Consider the following 20,588-nt stretch of genomic DNA (forward strand, 5'->3'; position numbering starts at 1 on the left):
AACCTAGGATCGGTGTCAAGCATCACCCGAGCACCAAACGTCAAGCACCAACCGAGGTTGCACAGGCTGTTTGCCCTGGTGCCGGGTCTCATGACCTGCGTGACAGCTCGGCTGGCGGTGGCCTGGTTAGGCTCCTGGTGCGTTGGCCAGTTGGGCTGGGGGTGGCATTGTCCGAGAGACGAGACCCGATCGTGAATGTTGCCATGGGTGTCCTGGAGAACATGTGGCTCGGGCATGGTGTGCGGGAGGCGGTAGGTCTGTTGATCGCCGCTGATGCCCGAATGAACCGATGGATGCTGGAAGTTGGCAAGGCCCGGCTCTCGCTTGATGAGTACCTGGCGGTCACTGTCGAGTTCGGCGAGTGTCTCGATGAAGCAGAGGCTGCCTGGGCGCGATACGAGGCTCTCGGCATACCTGAGGCACGGAAGAAGGCCAACGCCCTGCCGACCGCAGAGGAGCGTCGCGCTGGTCATGAGCAGCTGTCTCCGCGGGCGCATGCGGCTGAGGAAACTCTCTTGGCCGTGCTGCGGGACATCCTCGAACGGATACAGCGGCTCCCTGGGGGGACACCTGGGACGGCCCCTTCATCCCCGTGACCAGGGCAGGGGCCTGGTCAGGACATGAGTTTGCGGAGGGTTTCGCGGGTTTGGTCGGCGAGGCTGGTGGCTGCGCCCAAGCGGTTGTCGATGGTGTGGTGTACGCCTGGCGGGGCCTCGTCGGTGTTGAGGGTGCTGGCGTACTCGTCCCAGTGGGCGAGCTTCCAATGATCGCGTGGGGCGTCGCGGACCTCGATGTACTCGTGCATCGTGTCCAGATCGCTGTGCACCCAGACGGCGGCCACCTCGACGCCTCGGGCCTGGCACCGGTGGGTGAGGCGGGGCAGCCAGCCGGCGGTGTTCAGCTCGGTGATGAACGGGGCCGCGAGGATGATCGAAACGCCGGTGTCGATATTGGCGTACGCGCTGTTCATCAACACCCGGTACTCGTGCGGGCGGACCTCGGCCTTGTAGAGGTCGGTGTGGCGGTCGTGGGGGTCGGCGGCCAGGGAGGCCAGGAGCCGTTCGGTCATGCGGCGGGTGAGGGCGTCCTTGTCCAGGAACGCCCACCCGGTGAGGCCGGAGAGGAATCGGGCGAACTCGGTCTTGCCTGATCCGGCGTAGCCGCCGACCAGGACGAGCGCGGGGCCGCCGCCTGCGTTGGCGACTGCGCGTCCGTGCCATGCGTTGGCTATGCGCGACTTGAGCGCGTCGGCGTGGGGGAAGAACGCCGAGAGATCGAACGGGTGCCCGCTGGGGCCGGGCTCGTCGCCGCGGGCGTAGGCGGCCATGCGTTCCAGGACCGCAAGCGGCACGTTGTGCGCCTGGGCGATGTAGGGCAGCCAGTCGTCGGGGATGCGCTCGCCGCGTTCGTAGCGGGAGACCTCGTTGCGGGTGAGCGTGGAGGTCGCCGCCAGCTCGCACAGAAGGGCGGCCTGAGCGCGCTGGCTCCTGCTGCCCCGTAGGCGTGCGAGGTAGCGGCCGAATTCTCTGCGTCGATCGGTCGTCATCTGCGGCAACCTCCGTGTTTCAGTCTGGCCCCCTACTGGCCCCCTGTCAGGCGCCTTTGTCGAACGAGTCCGTACGGGAAGTTAGATCGGCCCCATTCCTGCGAACGGGTCTGGCCGTTAATGGCCGGAATCGAGCACGAACAGGAGGTCCCTGATGACGGAAAGATTCCCAAATGCCGATGATTCGGCGCTTGCTCGACTCCGCGTAGATTTCCCTGGCCATCGCATCTGGCGGTCGGTTCGCGGTGACGGTCGTCTCGGCGACTGGGTCGCGACCCTGCACGATCCGGCGGCGGGCGTCGAGCCGACGGTGATCCGTACCGACCCTGAGGCGCTGCGTAGGGCGCTGGAAGAGGAACGGGACCAGGCCGAGCAGCGCGCTCGGGCCCGGTGATGGACGGCGAGAGGCCATCGGTCCCATCACCGGATGGGGCAGCGGCGCGGTCGGTGAATATCTCCCCGGATGCATCGGCTGCGCTGTCCTTCGCCGATCAGTGGAAGCGGCGTTGGGCGTGCCGTCGGCTGGATCGGCTCGCGCGGGAACTGCGGCGCCAGGGCTGGGCTACGGAACGGCGTTACGGCCAGAATCCCCCGGTGCTGCACGTGTTTCCGAAGAGTGCTCCGCTCGTGGGCGACAGCATCTCGGTCGTCCGAGAGCCAAAGCTGTGGTGGTTCCGGTCGAGCACGGGCGCATGGCTCGGGCAGTGCACCCAACCCTGGCGGGCGGCCGATTCGATCACGATGCTCATGGCCATGTGGGGTATCACCCCGCGTGGTCGGCGGGGTGCATCGTGACCGCCGATCCGCGCTCGGACGGACCGCCGGCGGCGGTCGCCGTGGAGGGGCTCCGCGAGCAGTTTCCGGGGATACCGCTCTGGTACGGGTTGCACACCCGGATGTTCTGGGCGCTGGTCCAGGTGGCGGACTCCCCACGGCTGGTAGAGGCCATCACGCCCCAGGAACTCGCTACGGCGATCCGGCAACCGCGGTTGTGGCCGTGGCCGTCGCGGTGATGGTCAGGGGTTGACGGCTTCGATGATCCGGCGGGCCGATTCGGCGGGCTCGGCTTGGTCGGTGTGTATGACCAGGTTGAACGGCAAGGCGAGTCCCCGGGCCTCGCCTTGCCGTAGGTCTGCGTCGGTTTCGTCCCATGCGCGCAACCGTGCGGGTGTGTCGACGTCGCCTCGCTGCCGGGAGCGTTCGGCGCAGACCTCGCGCGGAATCGCGAGACGCACGCTCGTCCAGTCCAGCGGGACGGCGGCGCGTAGCTCGGTGAGGTCGGCGAGGTTGCCGATGTGGACGACCGGAACACCACCCGCATTGGTGAGTGCGTTGATGTCGTGGCGGTCCACGGCGTAGCGGTTGCCGTAGCGCTCGGTCTCCACTACCAGTCGTCCGGTCTGGCGAAGCGCTGCAAGGTCGGCGGCTGAGACCCGTCGATAGCCCGTTGTACGGCCCGTTCCGGCCTTCAGCTTGGCCAACAGCGCGAACCGGTCGTTCTGGTTGGTCAGTTCGGCGGTGATGGTGTCCTTGCCGCTGGTCGGCGGGCCGTACAGGATCACGCCTCGCTTGGTCACCCCAGGATCTTACGGAGGGCGTCCCTTGTCTGGTCGGCGATGCTGATGGCTGCGCCTAGGCGGTTGTCGATGGTGAGGTGAACACCCGGCGGGCTGCTGTCGGTCTTGAGGCCCTGGACGTACTCATCCCAATGGGTGAGCTTCCATTCGTCCCGTGGGGCGTCGCGGAACTCGATGTACTCCCGCATGGAGTCGATGTCACAGCGGACCCAGATCGCGGCGACCTCTACGCCCTTGGCCCTGCAACGGTTGGTGAGGCGGTTCATCCAAGCTTCGTCGTTCAGTTCTGAGATGAACGGCGCCGCGAGGATGGTGGAAATGCCGCAGTCGATATTGTCATTCGCGGTGTCCATCAGGCACTTGTACTCAAGGGGCCTGACCTCTTTGAGATAGAGGTCGCTGTGCCGGTCGTGGGCTTCGCCTCCCATGGAGGTCAGGAGCCGTTCGACAAGTCGTCTGGTCAGAGAGTCCTTGTCCAGGAACGCCCATCCCGATACGTCGCCGAGAAAGCGGGCGAACTCGGTCTTGCCTGATCCGGCGTAGCCGCCGACCAGGACTAGGACGGGCTTGTTGGTCCCGTCCGCGAGTGCTCGGCCTCGCCACGCGTTGACCAAGCGGCTCTTGAGGACGGTACCGGCGGTGGCGTCCCGGTCCTGGGTACCGTCGGTGACCTTGTCCAACCCGCGCGAAATGGTGGTGGCCGCCTCCTCGGTCACTACTGGGCTGGTGCCGGGAGTGGGCAGCGGCAACGCCGCCTCCAGAGCCACCTCCTCACCTGGCAGGGGTAGACGAAACCCCAGGTCGGGCTCTGTGGACTGGTACATCAGACAGTACGCGCGCCGGTAGTGCGGCCCTGGGTAGACGGTGCCGCTCTCGTGTCCCCAGAGAGTTTGGAAGTTGGCCGCAACGCGAAGTTCCGCACGGTCGGCTACCTGGCGCAACTGGTCGCCGGCGGCTTCCAAGCTCAAGCCGTGCGCCTCCCGTCGCTCCCGAAGCCTGCCGGGCTGCCAACCGGGACGCTGCTTGGTTGCGGTCATGCGTTTCGGCCTTTCCGTTCACTGTAGATAATGCCGTGCCCTGGGAGCTGCGCGGCCTACATGGGGGATGTGAAAGCGGACGTATAAACCGTTGTGAAGGCTTCTGATGATCGGTAAGTGATGGGTTCCTTCCGCCTCCTGCGCTGAAATCTCAGTGTGCCAATAAAGCAGAGCACGCAGCATGACAGGGGGCGGTTCTGAGTGGCGGCGGATGGCGAGCAGCGGCAAACCCCTACGGAACTGCTGTCACAGATCCTCGCGGAACTGGACGAGGTCACTTGCCGGGTCGACCAGCTTTCGACGGCTCTGCGAACACGCTCTCCTCAAGCCGGGCGACACGTTCGCCCAGGTCGCGGACAGCGCCGAGAACTTCCGCCAGCTGCTCCATGAGCGCGCCGTCTTCGACGGGCGGGGTCTGCCGCGGCTCGGCTGAGCTGCGGTCCTGGATGAACACGCCCTTGCCCTGCTGGCCGACGACCAAGCCCTCGGTGCGCAACACACTGATGGCGGCCTTCACGACACCGGCGGACACGTCGTACTGCTCGCGAAGCTGCGCGGTCGACGGCAAGGCATCCCCAGGGTTGAGCCGACCCTCGGCGACCTGTGCTCGCAGGTCATCGGCGATCTGGAGGTACCCGGGTCGCCCCGTCCGCTTGACCATCGTCTGCCTTCCCTCACGGCTGTGGACTCCAGTTCAGCACAGTCCGACCGACCAAGAAAGCCAAGGCATCCTTGACAACTTAGACATCTAAGTCGACTATGTTGTCTAAGTAGTCGAGATGGACCGTAGGAGGATCCACATGCGGAACATGCCCATCGACCTCGCGAACCTGGCGTTCGTGTGCGTCTCCCCGCCGCGTCCGAAGCTGGTGAGCCAGGAGACGGGTGAGGTCAAGGTCGACAAGAACGGCGAGGCCGTCTATCAGGTCGGTCTGTCCTGTGCGAACGAAAGCGGCCGTGTCGACCTGCTGACGGTCGCGGTGGCCGGTGACCCTGGGGTTTCGCTCGGTCAGGTGGTGACGCCGGTCGGTCTGGTCGGGTTCTTCTGGGAGCAGACGATCAACGGTGAGCGGCGGTCGGGGGTGTCCTTCCGTGCTGAGCGGGTGGTCCCGGTCGGCGGCGAGACTGCGGCGGCTGCCTGACATGGACGCCTCCACTGTGTTCCCGGTGCTCGGGGTCTCGGCCGCTGCGGCGGCCGGGCTCTGGGCCTGGGCCCGCTGGCACCCGTCCTCGTTCTGGTACGGGGTGGCGTTCCCTGTCCGGGTCGTGCGGGTGTACCTGACCTGGCGTTCGGTTGCGTCGGGCTGCAAGCTCACGCGGTCCAAGCGGGCTTGGCGGGTGACCCTGGACGCGATTCCGGTCGTGGGGCCGGCGGCCCGGTCGGCGGCGACGGTGGTCGAGCAGAAACGGCGGGTGCGGCGGGTCGATGTCGAGCAGGCTCCGCGGCTGGGCCTGATGCTTCCCACCCCGTACGGGTGGCGGCTGCGGGTGAAGCTCCTCGATGGTCAGATCCCGGAGGACTACGCCAAGGTCGCTGAGCGGTTCGCGCACGCGTGGCGGGTGCATGGCGTGCGGGTCTTGGAGCGCAAGCCGGGCCGGATCACGCTGCTAGCCACGCGGCGTGACCCGCTCAAGCTCGTCACGGTGACCGGCGGTTCGGCTGGTCTGCTGGTCGTGCGTCCGGGTGTGTTGGAGAACGGTGAGCCGTGGGTGATGGACTTCCGGACGGTGCCTCACTGGATGATCGTGGGTGCGACGCAGTCGGGGAAGTCGAACCTGGCCAACGCCATCATCAAGGCGCTGTCTCCTCAGCCGGTGGCGTTGATCGGGTTCGATCTCAAGGGCGGTGTGGAGTTCACGCCGTACGCTCCTCGGCTGTCGGCGCTGGCCACCACACGCAAGGAATCGGTGGACCTGCTCGCTGAACTCGTCGGCGAGGTGGAAGCCCGGATGGCGCTGTGCCGCGCGCACGGTGCCCGCAACATCTGGAAGCTTCCCGCCTCGGCTCGGCCGGTCCCGATGGTGGCGCTGGTGGACGAGGTGGCTGAGCTGTTCCTGATGGCCGACAAGTCCGAGAAGGACGAGGTGGCCAAGACAGGGACGGCGCTGCTGCGGGTGGCTCAGCTCGGTCGGGCGTTCGGGGTGTTCCTGATCATCTGCGGTCAGCGCGTCGGCTCTGATCTCGGGCCCGGTGTGACCGCTCTGCGGGCCCAGTTGTCGGGTCGGGTCTGCCACAGGGTCAACGACCCGGAGACCGCGAACATGGCGCTGGGCGACCTGGACCCGGCGGCGGTGGATGTGGCCCGGGCGATCGCTGCCGAGACTCCCGGTGTCGCGGTGGTCTCCGGACAAGACGGCACCTGGCACCGCGCCCGCGCCGTCCACGTCAGCGAGGAACAAGCCGAACAAGCAGCCCGTGACTTCGCGGCCCTGACCCCGTCCTGGGATGACCTGATCGGCCGTCCGCCAGCCATCGACGCCGCCTAACCCCCCTCCCCTCTTCCGGCTCGGCGTGAGCCCTGATCGCGCCACGTCCCTACCCGCCCCATGCCCGAAACCCCGTCCTGGAGGTGCCCGATGTCCATGCAAGCGGTCCCCTTCCGTCCCCGTCCCGTCCCCGGTCGTCCCCGCTCGTCCTGGTCGCCGTCCCCGTCCGTCCTGCTCCTGGGGACCGCGCGATGAGTCGGCGCATCGTGGCTGCGGTGGCCGACTCGGGGCCGGTGCTGGTCCTGGCCGGCATCGCGGCGGCCGGTTCGTTCACCCACATCCGCGATACCGCCGCCGAGCACGGTCAAGGCGGGTGGATGGCCTGGGCCATCGCCGTGTGCATCGACCTGACGTGCGTGATGGCGGCCCGTGAGCGGCAGCGCGACAAGCGCACCGAACGGCGGACGGGACGGCTGTCGTGGCCCACCCTCGTCCTGGTCGGCGGCATCCTGCTCAGCCTGGCCGCCAACCTCGCCCAAGCCGAACCGTCGGTCTGGGGCTGGCTGTCGGCCGCGACACCGGCCGGCGCCTTCCTGGTCGCCGTCTCCATGCTGGAACGCCGCGCGTCCGCTCCCCGTCCCGCGTCCCGTCCTGCGCCGTCGGCCGTCCTGTCCACGCAACCGGTCGCCGTCCCGCCGCCGTCCTTCGGCCGTCCCGCCGACCCGTCCTCGACCGCGCCCCCGGTGGTGGAGGACGGGACGGGCCCGGAACTCCCGGCGGTCCCGGACGGGCAAACCGAGATCCCCGTTCCCGCGGCCGAGTCGGCGCCTCGTCCGGCCGCTCCCCTGCTCGACTTCGCGCGCCGCGTCGCGGACGAGCACTCAGCCAAGCACGGGCGCCCCATCACCCGTGACGCCCTCCGGGGCCGGCTGGGCGTGTCCAACCAACTCGCCTCCGACCTCCTCCGCCAACTCCGCACCGACACCCCCGCCTGAACCCCACCAACCCACAGGAGATCGCCATGACCGACCACACCTTCGTGCCCGACGCTGACGAGACCGCCCACCGGGACCGCATCATTGACGGCCTGATCGACCTGGCCGCCTTCCTGGAGACCAACCCGGGCGTACCCGTCCCGCAATTCGACTGGGAACTACGCGTCCCCTCCGGCGTGAGCGTCAACGGAACCACCGACCTCCGCCAGCGAGCCGAGATCGACCGCATCGCCGAACTGCTCGGCGTCCCGGTCTGGGACGAGACCTCCGACGGCGGCCACTACACCGCGCGACGGCACTTCGGCCCGGTCACCTATTCGGCCGCTCACATCCCGGCCCGCCGCATGGCCCAGCACTACGCCGAACACAGCTACGCGGACAACATCCGGGCCGACTTCGACGGCGAGGCGGCCTGATGACCTCGATGACCTCCGAAGAGTCCACGGCATGGCGACTGCGGTGCCGGACCTGTGACATCACCACCGGCGCCCTGAACTGGGTGACGCTGCTCACCCTGAGCGGCGGTCCCTCGTGCCCGGCCTGCGGGTCGAACGAGGTCACCGCCCAAGACCCGGCGACGGGATCGGCGATCGCCTTCCCGCGGCCTCTGGTCCCGCCGGTCGAGTGGTGGCAGTGCTGCAACTGCGGCGGCACCGGCCTGGACGCCCACAGCGACACCTGCCCCCACTGCGCGGGCCTCGGGCACTGCCCCTGAGCTAGAGCGCCCCCGGCGTGGCCGCACAACCGCCAAGTCCCGCTGCCACGTCGGGGGCCATCCCCTCATCCGACCGAACGGTTAGGAGACCCCTCCATCGTGCCTCACCCTGTCATCACACCGGCCGACGCCCGGCTGATGGCCAAAATCCTCGACCGCCCCGACTTCGACCAGTGGGCGGCCCGTGCCCGCGCTACCGGCGGCTGCTCACAACCGGTCTTCCTGACCGGCACCGTGAACCACGTCCACACCGGTACCGGCGAACTGCTGCACCGCTACACCACCGATAGGGAGCCGGACGGGGCGCTTCCGGTCGCGTGCAAGACCCGGCGGGCCTCTCGCTGCCCCGCCTGCGCCGAGATCTACCGCGCCGACACCTACCAGCTCATCCGGGCGGGCCTGGCGGGCGGCAAGGGCGTACCCGACACCGTGTCCGGGCACCCGGCCGCGTTCGTCACCCTGACCGCGCCCTCGTTCGGCCCGGTCCATGCCCGGAGGGAAAAGGCCGGCGGACGGGTGGAGCGCTGCCACCCTCGCAGGAACGCCAAGCCTTGCCCGCATGGCGTGGTCGCCTCCTGCGGCATCCGGCATGACGAGGGGGACCTTAGGCTCGGCGAACCGCTCTGCCCCGACTGCTACGACCACACAGGGTCGGTCCTGTTCAACGCCCTCGCTCCGGAACTTTGGCGGCGCTTCACCCTCGCGCTGCGCCGCTACCTGGCCAAGTCCGCCGGACTCACACAGAAAGATTTCCGCGACACGTTGGCGGTCTCCTTCGCCAAGGTCGCCGAATACCAGCGGCGCGGCGTCGTGCACTTCCACGCCGTCATCCGCTTCGACGGACCCGACGGCCCGACCACGCCCCCGCCCGGCTGGGCCAACGTCCGGCTCCTGGAGGACGCCGTCCGGCACGCTGCGACGGCCGTAACGGTCACCACTCCGGCCGCTCCTGGAGTCCCGCCGCGGTCGCTGGCCTGGGGCACTCAGGTGGACATCCGGGCCATCACCTCATCGGGCACGCTCACGCAACAAGCCGTAGCGGGCTACATCGCCAAATACGCCACCAAAGCGGCCGAATGCGTCGGCACCCTCGACCGGCGCCTACGCCCGACCGACGACCTTGACGAGCTGGCGATCACGCCTCACGCCCGGCGACTGATGGGCGAGTGCCTCCGCCTGGGGGCACTGGAGGAGTTCGCTGATCTCCGGCTCGTCCAGTGGGCTCACATGCTCGGTTTCCGCGGCCACTTCTCCACCAAGTCCCGCCGGTACTCCACCACCCTCGGAGCGCTTCGCCAGGCGCGCATCGACTTCGTCCGCGAGCAGCATCCCGGCTGGCAACCGCCGGACGACCAAGACCCTGACCTGGTCATCGCCATCGGCGAATGGCGCTTCCACAGCCAGGGACTCACACGCGGCGAAGCACTCGTCACCGCAGCACTCACCGGAAGACCCCTCCCACCTCCCGCCACGACCGACAGGAAAGCCGCATGAGCAAAAGGAAGGCCGAGATGTCCCCGATCGACCTGGGCGAACGACTGCTGACCGTCGCTGAGGCGGCCGAAGTGCTGTCGACCTCCGAACGGTTCCCGCGACGGCTCATCGCAGAGCGGCGGATTCGCTTCGTCCGCCTCGGCGAGCCGGGCAAACGCGGACACGTCCGCATCCCCGAATCGGCCCTCCGCGAGTTCATCGCGGGCGGCCTCGTCGAACCCATGACCATTTCCGACATCTGGAAGGCTGCCTAATGGCGAACAAGGACGGGCACCGCCGTTTCGGCAACGTCCGCAAGCTGCCCTCGGGACGGTTTCAGACGCGCTACCCGGGACCGGACGGGCGCATCCGTAGCGCCCCGAAGACGTTCGCCACCAAACGCGACGCTGAACGTGCCCTGACGCTGATCGAAGGCCAGATGATCAGCGGCGAGTGGACAGATCCGGAGAGGAGCAAGGTCAAGCTCGGCGACTATGCCGCCAAGTGGATTGAGCAGCGTCAGAAGCTACGGCCCCGCACGCGGGAGCTGTATGCCTGGTTGTTGCGTAAGCACATCGCTCCGCACCTGGGCGCGGTCGCCCTCGGGCAGCTCAGTACGCCGATGATCCGGGATTGGCTGTCGGCGCTGGCCGATGCCGGGGTCTCGGCGACCTCGCGTGCCAAGGCGTACCGGCTGCTTCGGGCCGTGCTCATGACGGCCGTGGATGAAGACAAGATCCTCACCCGGAACCCGTGCCGAGTGCGCGGGGCCGGCACTGAGGACGCTCCCGAACGGCCTACCCTGACCGTGGCCCAGGTCTTCGAGCTGGCCGAACGGGTCGGTGTGCGGCCGGTCGGCAACATCCGCAAGTTGGACTCGGGAGAGTTCCGGCTGCGCTACCAGGTCAAGGGCGGGACCATGCGGCGGTTCCCGCAGACCTTCGCGACCCGTCCTGAAGCTGAGCATGTGCTCTGGAAGATGGCGGAAGACGGGCACGCAGACGTGATCCAGGACGATCGGCTTCGGGCGTTCATCCTGCTCGCCGCGTTCGCGAGCCTCCGGTGGGGCGAGATCACAGCCCTCCGGCAGTGCGATCTCGACCTCACGAATCAGACCGTGCGGGTTCGGGGCGCCTATGTCGAGCGGGCCAACGGGGAGATGATCCTCGGTCCCACCAAGTCAAAGGCGGGGATGCGTACCGTCTCCATCCCGGCCGCGATCGTTCCCCACCTGGTCGCCCACATGAACAAGTACGTCCGGCCGGACGCCGATGCCCTGGTCTTCGCTGGGATCAAGGGCGGACCGCTGCGGCGGAGCGGCTTCAACAAGCTCACCCGGTGGAGCTACGTTGCGAATGCGTTGGGGGTGCCGAACCTGCACTTTCACGACCTTCGCCACACGGGCAACACCCTCGCCGCGGACATGGGCGTCTCGCTGCGGAACCTGATGGCTCGCATGGGGCACGACAATGAGCGGGCCGCGCTGCGGTACCAGCACCGGTCGGCCAAGGGGGACCGGGCCATCGCTGACGGGCTTGATGCGCTCGTCCAGGCCGAACAGAACGAGGGCGGGGACGAGGATGACGACGGTTCCGCGGGCGCCCTGGTGCCGGTGGCCTAATGGCACGCTAATGGCACGAGGGTGCGTGTAGGGCTCCGGAAACGATCAAGGCCCGGGTGGGGAGGTGCTCCCTACCTGGGCCTTCGTTGTGGAGCGGGTGACGGGAATCGAACCCGCGCTGTCAGCTTGGGAAGCTGAAGTTCTACCATTGAACTACACCCGCGTGCTGCGGAGCATCGCGACTCGGTCATCGTACCGGATCGTGGGGGGTGGCGGGTTGGTCTGCGGTGGGTCCGCGGAGCCGGTAGCGTTTTTAACGTGCTGCTCTCCGATCGTGACATCAGGGCCGAACTCGACTCCGGGCGGGTGAAGATCGACCCGTATGACCCGGGCATGGTCCAGCCGTCGAGCGTGGATGTCCGGTTGGACCGGTTCTTCAGGGTGTTCGAGAACCACAAGTATCCGCACATCGATCCGGCGGTCGAGCAGAGCGATCTGACCCGGATGGTGGAGGTCGGCGGGGACGAGGCGTTCGTGCTGCACCCCGGGGAGTTCGTGCTGGCCTCGACGTACGAGGTGTTCGCGCTGCCCGATGATCTCGCGGCGCGGTTGGAGGGGAAGAGTTCGCTGGGGCGGCTCGGGCTGTTGACGCACTCGACGGCTGGCTGGATCGATCCCGGGTTCAGCGGGCATGTGACGCTGGAGCTGTCGAACGTGGCGACGCTGCCGATCAAGCTGTGGCCGGGGATGAAGATCGGGCAGATGTGCCTGTTCCGGACGAGCAGCCCCGCCGAGTACCCGTACGGGTCGGAGCGGTACGGGTCGCGGTACCAGGATCAGCGGGGCCCCACGCCGTCACGGTCGTACCTGAACTTCCACCGGACGAGCGTCTGAGCAGGTGGGCGCGGTGTGACGCAGATCACCAAAAGATGAAACATCCTCCCGGTACGGGTAGTTTCGTTCGACGCATGGTGTCTACGTCCGGTTGACTGCTGCTTTGTGTGAAGCACATCTCGATTCCGGGCGCGGCCATACGCGCTGAACGAGCCGTTTCCGCGCAAGCGCGGAAGCCCGGAAGGAGATCGTGTCCATACTCCGCGCAGAAAGCGTTACCAAATTGTTCGGCCGTAAGGCCGCCGAGGCACAGCGAAAACTCGGCGCCGGCGCGGCCCTCGAGGAGATCCGCGGCCTTGGCGTCACGGCGGCCGTGGTGGACGCCACGTTCGCCGTCGAGCAGGGCGAGATCTTCGTTGTCATGGGGCTGTCGGGGTCCGGCAAGTCGACATTGATCAGGATGCTGAACGGGCTGCTGGAGCCGACCTCGGGGACGATCGAGATCGAGGGCCAGGACATCGCCCGGATGGCCGGCAAGCCGCTCCGGACGCTGCGCCAGAACAAGGTCAGCATGGTCTTCCAGCACTTCGCGTTGTTCCCGCACCGGTCGGTGCAGGAGAACGCCGCGTACGGGTTGGAAGTCCGCGGCGTCCCGAAGGAGGAACGTGCCAAAACGGCCCGGGAGTTCCTCAAGTTGGTCGGTCTTGACGGCTGGGAGGACAAGCTTCCCGGGCAGTTGTCGGGCGGGATGCGGCAGCGGGTCGGGTTGGCCCGCGCGCTGGCCGCCGGGACCGACATCATCCTGATGGACGAGGCGTTCAGCGCCCTGGACCCGCTGATCCGCCGTGAGATGCAGGACCTGCTGCTCGATCTTCAGGCCCGGTTGAACAAGACGATCGTGTTCATCACGCACGATCTGAACGAGGCGATGCGGATCGGCGACCGGATCGCGGTGATGCGGGAGGGCCGGATCGTCCAGATCGGGACGGCCGAGGAGATCCTCACCGATCCGGCGAACGACTACGTGGCGCAGTTCGTCGCGGACGTGGACCGGACGCGGGTGCTGACGGCCTCGTCGGTGATGGAGAAGCCGCTGGTGACGGTGCCGGCGAACACGGGGCCGCGGACCGCGCTGCGGACGATGCGCGAGCACCAGACGTCGGCGGCGTTCGTGGTGGGGCGGGACCGCAAGCTGGTCGGGAAGGTGACCGGGACGACGGTCGCCGACGCGGTGCAGGACGGCGTGCAGACCCTGGACGAGCTGATCGATCCCGAGGATCTGGAGCCGGTGGCTCCGGACACCCCCGTGGCCGATCTGTTCGCCCGGTGTGCGGAGAGCGACCTGCCGGTGCCGGTCGCGGACGCCGACGGGATCCTGCTCGGGGTGATCCCGAGGGTGACGCTGCTGGCGGCGCTGGGCACGATCAACACCCATGTGGCCGAGGTGATCATCGAGGAGGGCGGCGTCGTTGAGAAGCATTGAGGTATTGGCGGCCGAGCTGCCCCGGGTGCCGGTGGGCGACTGGTTCGAGGGCCTGGTCACATGGCTGACCGACAACGTGGCGTGGCTGTTCGACGCGATCGGCGCGGCGGTCGAGGGCGCGGTGGACGGTCTGACGACGGTGCTCGTGGCTCCGCCGGCGCTGGTGCTGACGGGCGTGTTCGCGCTGCTGGCGCTGTTCCTGAGCGGCTGGAAGCTGGGCCTGTTCACGGTGCTGGGCTTCGGGCTGATCGAGAGCATGGAGCTGTGGGAGCCGGCGATGGACTCGCTGGCGCTGGTGCTGGTGTCGGCGCTGGTGTCGGTGCTGATCGCGATCCCGCTGGGGATAGCGGCGGCCCGCAGCGACGCGGTGAGCGGGGTGGTGCGGCCCGTTCTGGACCTGATGCAGACGATGCCGGCGTTCGTCTACCTGATCCCGGCGATCTTCTTCTTCAGCATCGGGGTGGTGCCCGGCGTGGTCGCCACCGTGATCTTCGCGCTGCCGCCCGGGGTGCGGCTGACCGAGCTGGGCATCCGCGGTGTGGACGCGGAGATGGTGGAGGCCGGTGAGGCGTTCGGCACGCCGCCGGGGCGGATCCTGACCCGGATCCAGATCCCGCTCGCAATGCCGTCGATCATGGCCGGGGTCAACCAGCTGATCATGCTGTCGCTGTCGATGGTCGTCATCGCCGGGATGGTCGGTGCGGGCGGCCTGGGCAACGAGGTGCTGGAAGGCATCGACCGGGTGAACGTCTCCCAGGGCTTCGAGGGCGGCCTGGCCGTGGTGGTGCTGGCCATCTTCCTGGACCGGATCACCGGGGCGCTGGGGGACCGTACGGCGGTGGCCCGCGCGATGGCGCAGATGACCTGAGTCTCGACCCTCCCAATCCGTTCGATCGAAAGGAACGTTCCGAGCATGCGCTTCAAGTTCAAGGGCGTGGCCGTCGCGGCCGTCGTGCTGTCACTGGGGTTGTCCGCCGCGGGCTGCGGCGGTGGCGACTCCGGCTCCGGCGGAGCCGGCGACAAGAAGATCACCATCGGGATGGTGACGGGCTGGGCCGAGGGCGAGGCCGCCACCGCCCTGTGGGAGAAGATGCTGAAGGACAAGGGCTACCAGGTCGAGATCAAGACGCTGGACACCGGTCCGCTCTACACGGGCATGGCCAAGGGCGACGTCGACCTGTTCCTGGACGCCTGGCTGCCGGGCACGCACGAGGACTACTGGAAGCAGTACGGCGACAAGCTCGAGAAGATCAGCGTCTGGTACGACAAGGCGCCGCTGACGATCGCGGTGCCGAACTACTCGCCGCTGAAGTCGCTGGCGGACCTCAAGGGCAAGGGGTCCAGCTACGGCGGCAAGATCGTCGGGATCGAGAAGAGCTCCGGCCTCTACCGGGTGTCCAAGGAGGACATGCTGCCCGCGTACGGGCTGAAGGACGAGTACGAGGTGACGACGTCGTCGACGGCGGCGATGCTCACCGAGCTGAAGAAGGCCACCGACGCCAAGAAGGACATCGTCGTCACGCTGTGGCGGCCGCACTGGGCGTACTCCAAGTTCCCGATCCGCGACCTCGCGGACCCGAAGGGCGCGATGGGCAAGCCGGACGGCGTCAACATCGTCGGCCGGCAGGACTTCTCCAAGGACCAGGCTGAGGTCGCGGGCTGGCTGAAGAAGTTCCGGATGGACGACAAGCAGCTCGGGACGCTCGAGGACTTGATGGAGAACAAGTACAAGGGCAAGCCCGAGCAGGCCGTCAACGAGTGGATGCAGGCCAACCCGGCCTTCGCCAAGGGCATCACCGGCTGACGCAGCCGCTTCCCCCGCACGGGCCGTCCGATCTTTCGGGCGGCCCTTGCCCTTTTCATCCGGCGACGCCGACGACGAGGAGTACGGCGACGACGCCGCATAGGGTCGCGCAGAGCGTCAGGACGCGCGGATGCCGGCTGTGCGCCTCCGGGAGGATCTCCGCCGCCGCCAGGTAGAGCAGCACGCCCGCGAAGAAGCCCAGGTACGGCCCGAGGACCGCCCTCGGGACGGTGATCAGCAGTGTCGCGAGCGCGCCCGCGATCGGCGCCAGCGCGTCGGCGACGAGCAGCACCAGCGCGGGACGGCGGCCGGAGCCGTGCAGGGACGCGGCGGTGAAGGTGTTGAAGCCGTCCGCGAAGTCGTGCGCGATCACGGCGAGGGCGACGACGACGCCGACGTCTGTGCCGGCCTGGAAGCCGAGGCCGATGCTGAGGCCGTCCACGAAGCTGTGCCCGACGAGCGCGCAGGCGGCCAGCAGCCCGCCCTTGCCGTGGTGCGCGTGGCCTTCCGCGTCGTCGTGGCGGGCGTGGCGGTGCTCGTGCGGCGCGTACTCGCCCTCGTGCGCCTGGTGGATGGCCGCGGCCTGCTCGATGACGTGCAGCAGCAGGAAGCCGACGGCGAAGCCGATCATGGGGGCGGGCACGCCCAGCGGGCCGGTGCCCGACTCCTTCAGGGCCTCCGGGACGAGGTCGAACGCGACGATGCCCAGGATCAGTCCGCCGGCCAGGCCCAGCACCAGGTGCCGGCGGTCCCGCACGCGCATCGCGACGAGCCCGCCGGTCAGGGTCATCAGGAAGGCCACCGCCGCGAGGACCACCGCCGCCATGGGACGGTCCTACCAGCCGGGACGCCCCCGTACACGGGAAAGGCCCCTGAAGCAGCGTGTCGCCGCTCCAGGGGCCTTCTCGCCTTACGGGCTACTCGGCGGACGCCGGTGCCGTTTCCTTCGGGGTGCCTTCGCCCTTGATGGAGCGGATGAGGAGCTGGGAGACGTCCACGACCTCGAGGGACTCCTTGGCCTCGCCGGAGTTCTTCTTCTCGTTGATGGCGTCGCCGAGCATGACCAGGCAGAACGGGCAGGCGGTGGAGACGGTGTCGGGGTCGGTGGTGAGGGCCTCGTCCACGCGTTCGGTGTTGATGCGCTTGCCGATGCGCTCTTCCATCCACATCCGGGCGCCGCCGGCGCCGCAGCAGAACCCGCGGTCCTTGTGCCGGTGCATCTCCTGGGTCTTGACGCCGGGGACCTTGGCCATGATGTCGCGGGGCTGCTTGTACACCTTGTTGTGGCGGCCCAGGAAGCACGGGTCGTGGTAGGTGATGTTCTCCTCGATCGGCGTGACCGGGGTGAGCTTCCCGTCCTCGACCAGGTGCGCGAGCAGCTGGGTGTGGTGGACGACCTCGTAGTCCCCGCCGATCTGCGGGTACTCGTTGGCCAGGGTGTTGAAGCAGTGCGGGCAGGTCGCGACGATCTTCTTGGCGCCCGCCTCGTTGAGCGTTTCGACGTTCTGCTGGGCGAGCATCTGGAACACGAACTCCATGCCCAGGCGGCGGGCGGGGTCGCCGGTGCAGGCCTCCATCGGGCCGAGCACCGCGAACTTCACGCCCGCGATGTGCAGCAGTTCGGCGACCGCCTTGGTGGTCTTCTTGGCCCGGTCCTCCAGCGCGCCGGCGCAGCCCACCCAGAACAGGTACTCGGTGTCCTCGGCGATCTTGTCGTCGACGACCGGGACCTCGAAGTCCAGCTCCTCGATCCATTCGAGGCGCTTCATCTCCGACATGCCCCAGGGGTTGCCCTTGTTCTCCAGGTTCTTCAGCATGACGCCGGCCTCGGACGGGAACGAGGATTCGATCATGACCTGGAAGCGGCGCATGTCCAGGATGTGGTCGATGTGCTCGATGTCGACCGGGCACTGCTCGACGCAGGCGCCGCAGTTGGTGCACGACCACAGCACGTCGGGGTGGATGACCCCGTCCTCGCCGACGAGCTCCTTGTCCACCTCCATGGCGGCCTTCTGCTCATCGGTGAAGGCGGCGCGCTCCTCCTCGGAGGCGAGCATGTAGGGCGCCTTGGCGAAGGCGTGGTCGCGCAGGTCGAGGACGACCATCTTGGGCGAGAGCGGCTTGCCGGTGTTCCAGGCCGGGCACTGCGACTGGCAGCGCCCGCACTCGGTGCAGGTGGCCATGTCGAGGAAGCCCTTCCAGGTGAAGTCCTCGATCTTGCCGCGGCCGAAGGTGTCCTCGTCGGGGTCGGCCTCCTCGAAGTCCAGCGGCTTGCCGTTGCTCATCATCGGCTGCACCGCGCCCAGCCCGTCGGGGCGGCGCTTGAACATGACGTTCAGCGGCGCGATGAAGATGTGCAGGTGCTTGGAGTTGACGACGATCACCAGGAAGATCAGCGCCACCGCGATGTGCGCCAGCAGCCCGATGGACTCCAGCACTTCGAGCGTGTCGTGGCTCAGGCCCTCGAACAGCTTGCCGGTGAGGTGGGAGAAGTAGGCGCCCTTCCCGAAGGCCAGGTTGTCATTGGCGGACGCGACGCCCCGGAAGAAGAACATCGTCCAGATCACGTTGAAGATCATGAACAGGATCAGCCACGCGCCACTGGTGTGCGAGCCCTTGAACCGGGACTTGCGGTCCAGCTTCTTGGGCGAGTTGGTGATCCGGATCGTGGCGAACACCGCCAGGCCGGCCGCGCAGGCGAGCGCGATGGTGTCCTGAACGAACCCGATCGGGCCCCAGGTCTGCAGGAACGGGATGTGCGCGTCCAGCCCGAACAGCAGCGCGACGGCCGCCTCCAGGTAGACGGTGATCAGCAGGATGAAGGCCCACATGACCGCGAAGTGCGCCATGCCGGCGACGGTCCACTTCAGCAGCTTGCGCTGCCCCATGACCTCGACGACCTGGCCCTCGATGTCGGCCTTGGGGTCCCGCTTGACCTGGAGCACGCGCTCAGGGTCGGGCTGGCCGCTCTTGAACAGCTTCCAGAGGAACAGCACACGCTTCCCGGCGAGCGCCAGGGCGATGGCCGTCCCGGCCACCCCTATGATCAATGTGAGCCAGAACACTGTTCCGTCCTCCTGAGGTACGGGCGTTGGCTGTCAGCGTAGGACTCGCGACAGACCGCACTTCATCCGGGCCCCGAATACTACTCGGTAGTAGCTTACGGGACGGCCGGATCACGCCCGGCAGACCGGTGTATATATGCGTGCCCTTGCCCCAGGCAAACGCCGAACCGCCGGCCGCGTCCGGGCCTCGTGGCCAGGGACACGACCGGCGGTCGACGGGATCACGGACGGGTCGGCGTCACGGCAGCGACGGAGGCCGCGGGGCCTGGTCGGTCCAGCCCGCGCCCAGGTAGAGCGTGGTCTTCTCCTTGCCCGGCACGGACTTGGCCTTGGGCTTGCTGACATCGTGCACCGACAGCACCTGCGAGCTGGCCGGATCGATGATCAGCCGGCTGCCCCTCGTGCTCTCCCCGTACGGGGTCACGATCGAGAACGCCACCCCCTTCCGGCCTCGGCCGTCCACGGCCGGCCCCTCCGACTTCACGATCGGCATGTCGGCCAGCGCGCGGTAGGCCGCCGCCCGCACCTTCGGCGAGACCGGCGCGGTGGTGAGCAGATCGATCAGCTTGCCCGCCGCGAAGCTCTGCCTGACCTGCTCGTTCTCGGCGTGCAGGGAACCGGGGCCGCCGTCGGACAGCGCGCGCTTCTCGGCCCGCTTGCGCAGGGCGGCCGGGTCGGTCGGCAGGTTCCGCAGGTCGTCGAAGGAGGGCTTGGGCCCCGCGATGGGGACTTGCAGGTACGTCTTGGGCATCTTCTCCAGGGTCCCGGTGCCGGGCTTGGTCTGGACGTACACGGGGGCCTTGTCCACCGTGTCGCCGACGCCCAGATCCCAGCGTGCCGGGGTGCCGTCGAGCCGCCATGCCTTCTCGTCCTGCGGCGTCTTCGGCTTCGCGCCGCCCACCCGCCGCCCGGCCCATCCGGTGCCGTTGCGGGCGAGCCAGTCCTCGTGGACGCGCGGCTCTACGACCGTGTAGGGCCTCGACTTCGGCCCGACCTTCACCGAGACCAGGAACATCGTCGTGACGCGCCAGTACTTGCCGGTGGCCGGGGCCGTCTCCGCCTTGTCGGCGGCGGCGAGCAGCACCGTGCGGGCCGAGGTCGCCTCCGGCTGCCGACTGGTCCCGCCGCCTGGCACGCCGCCCGTCCCGCCGCCGCCCAAGGACGAGACGACCAGCGCCGCCGCAGCGGCCGCGCCGACCAGCCCAAGGCCACCGCCCCACAGCGTCCCGAAGCGGCGCCGCGCCGGCACGATCCCGCGGTCGGCGGCACGCGCCGTAGCCGGGGCCATGGCCCTGGCCAGCTCCCTCCTCCGGGTTTCCGGGTCGACCGGGGCTTCCGGGTCCAGTTCGGCGGGACGGGCCTCGGCCAGCGTCCGCAGCACGTCTCGGCTCATGACATCTCCTTACTGACCATTCGGACGCGGGAACGGGCGGCCGGGGTCTCCGGGGGAGACTCCTCGACGGCGCGCATGAGGCGCTTGCGCGCGCGGTGCAGCCGGGCGCGCAACGCCGTGGCGCTGCAGCCGACCACTTTGGCCGCGTCCTTCGGGGACAGGCCCTGCCAGGCGACCAGGATGAGGATCTCCCGGTCGCCGTCGGAGAGCGCGGCCATGGCGCGCAGCACGGCGAGCCTTTCGGCAACCCGTTCGGCGACGTCGCCGTCCGCGGACGGCTCCCGTCCGGCCCACGCCCCCGCGGCAAGGCCGGTGGTGAAGGCGTTGCGGCGCGCCTCCTCGCGGTAGCGGTCGCGCAGCACGTTCCGGGCGACGCCGAGCAGCCAGGGCAGCGCCGGTTCGGGCACGTCGCCCAGCCGGCGCCACGCCACCGCGAACGTCTCGCTCACCACGTCGTCGGCCGCCTGCCGTCCCGCGCGTGCGGCCGCGTACGCCCACACGCGCTGCCGGCAGGCGTCGTAGATCGCGGTGAACCGCCTGGCATCGCCGGACGCCTCCGGCTCTCCGGGCTCGGCTGTCATCGCCCGCACCTCCGTCGTCCCTCGTCTCCGGTGTTCTGACACCAGGAAGTGGGACGGGGAGGCCCATCGTTACCGGCGAATCCGAAGATTTCCGGAA

The 20,588-nt window shown here is 68.4% G+C and carries 21 protein-coding genes, 1 tRNA gene and 1 pseudogene; 14 read left to right on the forward strand and 9 right to left on the reverse strand.

Going from position 1 to position 20,588, the window contains the following annotated elements; translation table 11 throughout:
* Positions 1 to 203 precede the first annotated feature (203 nt).
* Positions 204 to 596: a hypothetical protein gene (locus tag ABD340_RS33035; protein ID WP_344594357.1), complete on the forward strand. Its 393-nt coding sequence runs from the start codon at positions 204 to 206 to the stop codon at positions 594 to 596.
* Between the two features lie 17 nt (positions 597 to 613).
* Here the strand turns inward: ABD340_RS33035 and ABD340_RS33040 are convergent, their stop codons facing one another.
* Positions 614 to 1,546, reverse strand: a complete 933-nt coding sequence (locus ABD340_RS33040; RefSeq protein ID WP_344594359.1) for an AAA family ATPase — start codon at positions 1,544 to 1,546, stop codon at positions 614 to 616.
* A 791-nt stretch (positions 1,547 to 2,337) separates the two neighbouring features.
* On the opposite strand from ABD340_RS33040, the gene ABD340_RS33045 reads away from it, so the two are divergent.
* Entirely contained in the window at positions 2,338 to 2,559 is a 222-nt protein-coding gene (locus tag ABD340_RS33045; RefSeq protein WP_344594361.1) for a hypothetical protein, read from the forward strand.
* A 3-nt stretch (positions 2,560 to 2,562) separates the two neighbouring features.
* On the opposite strand, the gene ABD340_RS33050 is transcribed toward ABD340_RS33045, so the two are convergent.
* From ABD340_RS33050 to ABD340_RS33060, 3 genes are all read right to left on the reverse strand, one after another.
* The gene (locus tag ABD340_RS33050) at positions 2,563 to 3,123 is read right to left on the reverse strand and encodes a guanylate kinase (RefSeq protein ID WP_344594362.1); all 561 of its coding nucleotides are present in this window, start codon (positions 3,121 to 3,123) and stop codon (positions 2,563 to 2,565) included.
* A complete protein-coding gene (locus ABD340_RS33055) occupies positions 3,120 to 4,091 on the reverse strand; it encodes a P-loop nucleotide/nucleoside kinase family protein (protein ID WP_344594364.1) in 972 nt (323 codons plus the stop codon). Before ABD340_RS33055 ends, ABD340_RS33050 begins: the two co-directional genes overlap by 4 nt.
* Before the next feature lie 343 nt (positions 4,092 to 4,434).
* Entirely contained in the window at positions 4,435 to 4,821 is a 387-nt protein-coding gene (locus ABD340_RS33060; RefSeq protein WP_344594365.1) for a winged helix-turn-helix domain-containing protein, read from the reverse strand.
* Positions 4,822 to 4,969: 148 nt separating this feature from the next.
* On the opposite strand from ABD340_RS33060, the gene ABD340_RS33065 reads away from it, so the two are divergent.
* The 8 genes from ABD340_RS33065 (at position 4,970) to ABD340_RS33100 (ending at position 11,391) form a co-directional block, all read left to right on the forward strand.
* Positions 4,970 to 5,302 (forward strand): SCO3933 family regulatory protein, encoded by a 333-nt coding sequence (locus ABD340_RS33065; protein WP_344594367.1) that lies wholly within the window; start codon positions 4,970 to 4,972, stop codon positions 5,300 to 5,302.
* A gap of 1 nt (position 5,303) precedes the next feature.
* Entirely contained in the window at positions 5,304 to 6,647 is a 1,344-nt protein-coding gene (locus ABD340_RS33070; protein ID WP_344594368.1) for an FtsK/SpoIIIE domain-containing protein, read from the forward strand.
* A 191-nt stretch (positions 6,648 to 6,838) separates the two neighbouring features.
* Positions 6,839 to 7,582, forward strand: coding sequence for a DUF2637 domain-containing protein (locus tag ABD340_RS33075; RefSeq protein ID WP_344594369.1), 744 nt, complete (start codon positions 6,839 to 6,841; stop codon positions 7,580 to 7,582).
* 26 nt (positions 7,583 to 7,608) lie between these two features.
* Positions 7,609 to 7,998 (forward strand): hypothetical protein, encoded by a 390-nt coding sequence (locus tag ABD340_RS33080; protein WP_344594371.1) that lies wholly within the window; start codon positions 7,609 to 7,611, stop codon positions 7,996 to 7,998.
* Between the two features lie 8 nt (positions 7,999 to 8,006).
* Positions 8,007 to 8,297 carry a hypothetical protein gene (locus ABD340_RS33085; protein WP_344594373.1) on the forward strand — a complete coding sequence of 97 codons (291 nt, stop codon included), beginning with the start codon at positions 8,007 to 8,009 and terminating at the stop codon, positions 8,295 to 8,297.
* A gap of 99 nt (positions 8,298 to 8,396) precedes the next feature.
* On the forward strand, positions 8,397 to 9,791 hold the full coding sequence (locus tag ABD340_RS33090; RefSeq protein WP_344594374.1) for a replication initiator: 1,395 nt from the start codon (positions 8,397 to 8,399) through the stop codon (positions 9,789 to 9,791).
* Between the two features lie 17 nt (positions 9,792 to 9,808).
* On the forward strand, positions 9,809 to 10,045 hold the full coding sequence (locus ABD340_RS33095; protein ID WP_344594376.1) for an excisionase family DNA-binding protein: 237 nt from the start codon (positions 9,809 to 9,811) through the stop codon (positions 10,043 to 10,045).
* Positions 10,045 to 11,391 (forward strand): tyrosine-type recombinase/integrase, encoded by a 1,347-nt coding sequence (locus ABD340_RS33100; RefSeq protein WP_344594378.1) that lies wholly within the window; start codon positions 10,045 to 10,047, stop codon positions 11,389 to 11,391. The genes ABD340_RS33095 and ABD340_RS33100 overlap by 1 nt, the downstream gene beginning before the upstream one ends.
* Positions 11,392 to 11,480: 89 nt before the next feature.
* Here ABD340_RS33100 and ABD340_RS33105 read toward each other — a convergent pair.
* A tRNA-Gly gene (locus ABD340_RS33105) sits at positions 11,481 to 11,554 on the reverse strand.
* A 95-nt stretch (positions 11,555 to 11,649) separates the two neighbouring features.
* On the opposite strand from ABD340_RS33105, the gene dcd reads away from it, so the two are divergent.
* The 4 genes and pseudogenes from dcd to ABD340_RS33125 all read left to right on the forward strand — a co-directional run bounded on the left by dcd (position 11,650) and on the right by ABD340_RS33125 (position 15,452).
* The gene (gene dcd, locus ABD340_RS33110) at positions 11,650 to 12,225 is read left to right on the forward strand and encodes a dCTP deaminase (RefSeq protein WP_344594380.1); all 576 of its coding nucleotides are present in this window, start codon (positions 11,650 to 11,652) and stop codon (positions 12,223 to 12,225) included.
* A 223-nt stretch (positions 12,226 to 12,448) separates the two neighbouring features.
* Positions 12,449 to 13,648, forward strand: coding sequence for a quaternary amine ABC transporter ATP-binding protein (locus ABD340_RS33115; RefSeq protein WP_344594382.1), 1,200 nt, complete (start codon positions 12,449 to 12,451; stop codon positions 13,646 to 13,648).
* 130 nt (positions 13,649 to 13,778) lie between these two features.
* A pseudogene (locus ABD340_RS33120) lies at positions 13,779 to 14,516 on the forward strand (ABC transporter permease); the annotation flags it as partial.
* A 45-nt stretch (positions 14,517 to 14,561) separates the two neighbouring features.
* Complete coding sequence (locus ABD340_RS33125) at positions 14,562 to 15,452, forward strand: glycine betaine ABC transporter substrate-binding protein (RefSeq protein ID WP_344594386.1); 891 nt, start codon at positions 14,562 to 14,564, stop codon at positions 15,450 to 15,452.
* A 55-nt stretch (positions 15,453 to 15,507) separates the two neighbouring features.
* Here ABD340_RS33125 and ABD340_RS33130 read toward each other — a convergent pair whose 3' ends face one another.
* The 4 genes from ABD340_RS33130 to ABD340_RS33145 form a co-directional block, all read right to left on the reverse strand.
* On the reverse strand, positions 15,508 to 16,278 hold the full coding sequence (locus ABD340_RS33130) for a ZIP family metal transporter (protein WP_344594387.1): 771 nt from the start codon (positions 16,276 to 16,278) through the stop codon (positions 15,508 to 15,510).
* 91 nt (positions 16,279 to 16,369) lie between these two features.
* Positions 16,370 to 18,517 (reverse strand): (Fe-S)-binding protein, encoded by a 2,148-nt coding sequence (locus ABD340_RS33135; protein ID WP_344594388.1) that lies wholly within the window; start codon positions 18,515 to 18,517, stop codon positions 16,370 to 16,372.
* A gap of 238 nt (positions 18,518 to 18,755) precedes the next feature.
* The gene (locus ABD340_RS33140; RefSeq protein ID WP_344594390.1) at positions 18,756 to 19,910 is read right to left on the reverse strand and encodes a CU044_5270 family protein; all 1,155 of its coding nucleotides are present in this window, start codon (positions 19,908 to 19,910) and stop codon (positions 18,756 to 18,758) included.
* Positions 19,907 to 20,491 carry an RNA polymerase sigma factor gene (locus ABD340_RS33145; protein ID WP_344594391.1) on the reverse strand — a complete coding sequence of 195 codons (585 nt, stop codon included), beginning with the start codon at positions 20,489 to 20,491 and terminating at the stop codon, positions 19,907 to 19,909. Before ABD340_RS33145 ends, ABD340_RS33140 begins: the two co-directional genes overlap by 4 nt.
* Positions 20,492 to 20,588: the final 97 nt, after the last annotated feature.

Origin of the sequence: Actinomadura vinacea (assembly GCF_039532545.1) — a bacterium.
Lineage (GTDB): Bacteria > Actinomycetota > Actinomycetes > Streptosporangiales > Streptosporangiaceae > Spirillospora > Spirillospora vinacea.